Origin of the sequence: Pantoea sp. CTOTU46764 (genome assembly GCF_031974595.1) — a bacterium.
In the GTDB taxonomy this organism is placed as follows: domain Bacteria; phylum Pseudomonadota; class Gammaproteobacteria; order Enterobacterales; family Enterobacteriaceae; genus Pantoea; species Pantoea trifolii.
Map to the genome: position 1 here is coordinate 75,133 of NZ_DALYOQ010000013.1, position 5,541 is coordinate 80,673.

The window sequence follows — 5,541 nt, forward strand, 5'->3', positions numbered from 1 at the left end:
CCTTCCTGCTCCTCCGCCTCATTCCCTCACGTCAACGCCCGATCCAGATGCAGATAGCCGCCATCGACGCTTAGCCATTCGCCGGTGGTGTGCGAAGCGCGCGACGACAGCAAAAACACCACGGTGTTAGCGATCTCTTGCGGCGTGGTCATGCGTTGGCCGAGCGGAATACGCTGGGTGATTTTCTCCAGTTCGGATTGCGGATCGGCGAAGGTGCCGATCCAGCGTTCGTACAGCGGCGTCATCACTTCGGCGGGCACCACAGCGTTGACCCGCACGCCGCTGTGTCGCAGTGATACCGCCCACTCGCGCGTCAGTGACAGAATCGCCCCTTTCGCCGCGCAGTAGCCGCTGGTGCCGCCCTGCCCGCTCAGTGCGGTTTTGGATGCAATATTGACGATCGATCCACGGCTGTTTTCCAGCGCCTGCTGGCAGAAGTGCGTCATCTGGTAATAGTGGATGAGGTTCTTTTCCAGCGAGGAGACAAAGGCGCTGCGTCCCGCTTCCAGCCCAACGCCATCATTGACGCCAGCGTTATTCACCAGCCCGTCGATGCGACCAAACTGCTGCTGCACGGCTTCCACCGCTTGCTGGCAGTTATGCTCATCACAGAGATCGGCCAGCAGCACTTCGGTTTGTGGCTGCAATTCGCGTAGCGCGGCCAGCCACATCTCATCTGGTTGTGCGTTGCTAACGATGACGGGAATCGCGCCCTCTTCCGCCAGCAGACGTGAGATGGCGGCACCAATGCCCGATCCGCCGCCGGTGACGATAATCACTTTATCCTGCAAAAACAGATTCATTCTTCTCTCCTGTCAGGCTGTAAACCTGCGCGGCGGTGTTGCCCCAAATGGCGGCCTGTTCATCGGCAGACAGCTCCGCTAGCGCGTCGTCAACTAACTGCGCCACCGCATGATATTCCGCTGCCAGCAGGCAAACTGGCCAGTCTGAACCAAACATCAGGCGATGCGGACCAAAACGCGCCAGCGCCTCATCGATAAAGGGCCGCAGCTGCGCGCGGCTCCACTGCCCGTGCGGTGCTTCAGTGACTAATCCGGATAATTTGCACACCACGTGCGGCATCGCGGCCAGTTCCGCTACCTGTTCGCCCCACGCCTGCGCGCCGCGCGCAATATCCGGTTTTCCCAGGTGATCGAGCACCAGCCAGTGGCGATCGTGCTGCGCGGCAAAGCGCGTGGCATCGGCCAGATGTCGCCAGGTCACCAGCATTTCCCACACGTAATCTCGCCGCTGAATCTGCGTGATGCCGGTTGCCACGCGCGGTTGCCGCAACCATGCGGCGGGATCCTGTTCATCCTGCACCTGATGACGAAAACCGCGCAGCAACGGATGTTGCAATGCCGTCAATTGCTCCGCCAAATCCGCGGCGGTGACGTCGATCCAGCCAATCACCTGCGTTGCCGGTTGCTGCTGCGCCCATTGCAACAGCTGCTGCGTCTCCGCTACACACTGCCGCGCCTGTACCGCAATCGAACCCTGCAACTCATGTTGCGTCAGCAGCGGTGCGAGATCGTCCGGCAGATAATCCTGTTGCAGACGCGTCATGGAATCCGTGATCCACGGAAAGTCCGCCGCGTCGTAACGCCAGAAATGCTGATGAGCGTCAATTCGCACGTCAGCCTCCCTGCGCGCGATAGCGATATTGCTCGCGCGAAGCGGGATACATTTCGATTGAGAAGCCAGGCGCGGTGGGCGGCATATAAGCCGCGCCGCGGATTTCACACGGATGAAGGAAATGTTCGTGCAGATGATCGACGTACTCGATGACCCGGCCTTCATGGCTGCCGGCAATACAAACAAAGTCGATCATCGACAGATGCTGAACGTATTCGCACAGCCCAACGCCGCCCGCATGCGGGCACACCGGCAGCTGGTATTTCGCCGCCATCAACATTACCGCCAGCACTTCATTCACGCCGCCGAGACGACAGGCATCGATCTGCACCACATCAATCGCCTCACGCATAATCAGCTGCTTAAAGATGATGCGGTTCTGACACATTTCCCCGGTAGCGACCTTAACCGGCGCAACGCCCTGACGAATTTTGCGATGTCCTTCGATATCGTCCGGGCTGGTGGGTTCTTCGATAAACCAAGGACGCGCGAAGGCCAGCTGTTGTACCCAATCCACCGCATCATTCACTTCCCAAACCTGGTTAGCATCGATCATCAGTTGACGATCCGGCCCCAACACTTCGCGCGCAATGCGCACGCGGCGAATATCATCCTCGAGGTCGCGCCCCACTTTCAGCTTGATGTGGGAGAACCCGGCATCGACTGCCTGCTGGCAAAGACGGCGCAGTTTCTCGTCATCGTAGCCAAGCCAGCCCGCCGACGTGGTATAGCAAGGATATCCGTGCTGCTCGAGCTGGCGGATGCGCTCCGCTTTGCCCGCCTGCTGCGCCGTCAGCAATGCCAGTGCTTCATCCGGCGTGATGCAGTCGGTGAGATAACGAAAATCGATGCAGCGCACCAGTTCCTGCGGCGACATATCGGCCACCAGCCGCCACAGCGGCTTCTCTTCTGATTTCGCCCATAAATCCCATACCGCGTTGACCACCGCGCCGGTCGCCAGATGAATTGCGCCTTTATCCGGGCCGATCCAGCGCAGCTGGCTGTCGCCGGTGATATCACGCCAAAATTGCCCCATATCGGCGACAATCGACTCTAGTTGACGGCCGACGATCAGGTGCTCAAGCGCACGTATTGCGGCACAGCAAATTTCATTGCCGCGCCCAATGGTGAAGGTCAAACCGTGACCGCTGATTGCGGCGTTATCGGTCTCGATGATGACGTAAGCGGCGGAATAATCCGGGTCGGGATTCATCGCATCCGAACCGTCGAGATGTTGGGACGTGGGAAAACGGATATCTTCCACGCGCAGTGCCGTAAGTTTGGTCATTATTCGCTGCCCTCGGTGATTTGACGCTGCTCGCCCAGCCCGGCGATGCCCAATCGGATAACTTGCCCTGCACGCAAGTAGACCGGCGGTTTCTGCCCCATGCCGACGCCCGGCGGCGTGCCGGTTGAGATGATGTCGCCTGGCTGCAAACTCATAAAACGGCTGAGATAGCTGATGATGTGCGCGACCGAAAAAATCATGGTGCGCGTGTTACCGTTTTGATAGCGCTTGCCGTCAACCTCCAGCCACAGATCGAGCTGCTGCGGATCGGCAATCTCATCGGCGGTCACCAGCCAGGGACCGATTGGGCCAAAGGTGTCACAGCCTTTGCCTTTATCCCAGGTGCCGCCGCGTTCGATCTGATATTCACGCTCCGAGACGTCGTTAACCACGCAGTAGCCCGCGACATGCGACAGCGCATCCTCTTCGGCGATGTAGCTGCCGCCTTTGCCGATCACCACGCCCAGTTCCACTTCCCAGTCGGTTTTCACCGAGCCGCGCGGAATGCGCACTGCGTCATTTGGCCCGACTACCGCGCTGGTCCATTTGCCAAACACCACCGGCTCCTGCGGGATGTCGGCACCGGTTTCGGCGGCGTGATCGGCATAGTTCAGGCCGATACAGATGAACTTGCCAATCTGTCCGACGCAGGCACCAATGCGCGGCTGACCGCTGATTTTTGGCAGTTCACTGAGCGGCAGCTGGCGTAGTCTTTCCAGCGCGGACGGCAGTAGCGCATCGCCCACCAAATCATCGATAAAGTGCGACAAATCGCGCAATTCGCCCTGCTCATCCAGCATTGCCGGACGCTCTTTGCCCGGTTCGCCGACACGTAATAATTTCATTCTTTCACTCCTGTTAGTTGCTCCAGCCGCCATCAATAATCTGTGCGGTGCCGGTGGTATAAGCGCTGGCATCGGAAGCCAGATAGGCCGCCAGATATGCGATCTCTTCTGTGGTGCCGATACGGCCAATCGGCTGACGTGCGACAAAGGCGTTATAAACCTCAGTTTCGCTGCGCCCTTCCGCCTGCGCCTGCGCGGCAATGCGCTGACGCAGTGAGGGTGAATCGATGGTGCCGGGGCAAATGGCGTTGCAGCGGATGCCTTGGCGAATGTAATCCGCCGCCACCGAACGCGTCAGGCCAATTACTGCTGCTTTGGTGGCGCTGTAGGCGAAGCGATTTACCACGCCTTTCACACTCGATGCCACCGATGACATGTTGATGATCGACCCTTGCTGCTGTTGCAGCATCGCGGGTAGAAACGCCTGGATCATGCGAAACATCGCGGTGACGTTGAGATCGAGCGCGAACTGCCACTCCTTTTCGGTGCATTCCAGCAGGCTGCCGCTGTGAACAACGCCCGCACAGTTGAACAGCACATCAAGCGTGCCGAGTTCCTGCGCCGCTGCGCTGATCGCCTGGTGGTCGGTGACATCGAGTTGATAAGCGCGGATGCCGGGCAAATCATGCAGCGCGGCAATGTTGATATCGCTAGCGATGACGTCTGCGCCCTGCTCAGCAAAGTAGCGCGCGCTGGCCAAACCGATGCCTTGTCCGGCGGCGGTGATCAACACGCGTTTTCCATGTAAATTCATTGCATTTCCTCTGGTCCAAAGATCTAATGGTCAGGCCATTGAAAGGTGATTTTTTCCCAGCGGGATAGCAAAATAACGCTGGCTACTTTTTCGCTTACGCATTACGTTTTATTGACAATTGCGTAACATTGACAAGTGTCCTGACGATTATTTGTGCAACTGATCACTTAATTTATTTAGACAGGGAGCAGCGCAATGCCGATCAAAAAGATGGAAAACCCCAGGCTTTACAGACAAATAGCAGACCAACTCATTGCGCTTATCGACAATAACGAATTTCCACCCGGCAGCCGCCTGCCAGCGGAGCGTGAGTTGGCTGAGCAGCTGCAGGTCAGTCGTGCATCGGTGCGTGAAGCGCTGATCGCGCTTGAGGTGATTGGTCTGGTGGATGTGAAGGTCGGCAATGGCGTGATCGTGAAAGCGCGTTCCAGTACGCAGGAGCCGGTGATGATGCAGGCCGGACGCGATCAGTGGAATGAGCCGGATGATGAACTGGGTATCAACCTGGATTTCTCCACCGAGCTGCCACCCTTCTCGCTGCTGCAAGCCCGCCGTCTGATTGAGCCAGAAGCCGCTGCGCTTGCTGCGGTGCATGCCAGCGAGCAGGAACTGGCGCAGATCCGCGCGGCTTATCAACAAAACTGCGAGGATAACCGCGCGCAATCGCGCACCCATCCCGGCGACCGCCTGTTCCATATCCGCATTGCCCAGGCAAGCGGCAATCCTGCCTATGGATTTATCATCGGCCACCTCCTCGGCCATCGCTATGGCAGCATGTTCCGTATGTTGCAGGCGCACTACACGCCTAGTGATATGCCGGTTGTTTCAGAATCCGAGCATATGGCGATTCTTTCTGCGCTGGAGAAACGCGATGCCAAAGCAGCGAGAAATGCGATGAAGAAGCATATTGATCGGGTAATTGCGACCTTTGAGCGTGTGCAGGAGTGAAAGGACTATGCGCGCCTGGTCGCCATAAATGGCGACCCTTATATCTCGATCATTCTCCTCCGGGTGCTATG

At 58.1% G+C, this 5,541-nt stretch carries 6 protein-coding genes; 1 reads left to right on the forward strand and 5 read right to left on the reverse strand.

Features of this window, described 5'->3' with window-relative positions; translation table 11 throughout:
- Positions 1–26 precede the first annotated feature (26 nt).
- The 5 genes from RTM06_RS07210 to RTM06_RS07230 are packed head-to-tail and all read right to left on the reverse strand — an operon-like array spanning position 27 to position 4,522.
- A complete protein-coding gene (locus tag RTM06_RS07210; protein ID WP_312180996.1) occupies positions 27–803 on the reverse strand; it encodes an SDR family oxidoreductase in 777 nt (258 codons plus the stop codon).
- Positions 781–1,635, reverse strand: coding sequence for an amidohydrolase family protein (locus RTM06_RS07215; RefSeq protein WP_312180998.1), 855 nt, complete (start codon positions 1,633–1,635; stop codon positions 781–783). The genes RTM06_RS07210 and RTM06_RS07215 overlap by 23 nt, the downstream gene beginning before the upstream one ends.
- Before the next feature lies 1 nt (position 1,636).
- Entirely contained in the window at positions 1,637–2,923 is a 1,287-nt protein-coding gene (locus RTM06_RS07220) for an L-fuconate dehydratase (RefSeq protein ID WP_312181000.1), read from the reverse strand.
- Positions 2,923–3,768: a fumarylacetoacetate hydrolase family protein gene (locus RTM06_RS07225; protein WP_312181002.1), complete on the reverse strand. Its 846-nt coding sequence runs from the start codon at positions 3,766–3,768 to the stop codon at positions 2,923–2,925. Before RTM06_RS07225 ends, RTM06_RS07220 begins: the two co-directional genes overlap by 1 nt.
- A 13-nt stretch (positions 3,769–3,781) precedes the next feature.
- Entirely contained in the window at positions 3,782–4,522 is a 741-nt protein-coding gene (locus RTM06_RS07230; RefSeq protein WP_312181004.1) for an SDR family oxidoreductase, read from the reverse strand.
- A 195-nt stretch (positions 4,523–4,717) separates the two neighbouring features.
- Between RTM06_RS07230 and RTM06_RS07235 the strand changes: the two genes are divergently transcribed.
- The gene (locus RTM06_RS07235) at positions 4,718–5,470 is read left to right on the forward strand and encodes a FadR/GntR family transcriptional regulator (protein ID WP_312181006.1); all 753 of its coding nucleotides are present in this window, start codon (positions 4,718–4,720) and stop codon (positions 5,468–5,470) included.
- The last annotated feature ends 71 nt before the right edge of the window (positions 5,471–5,541 follow it).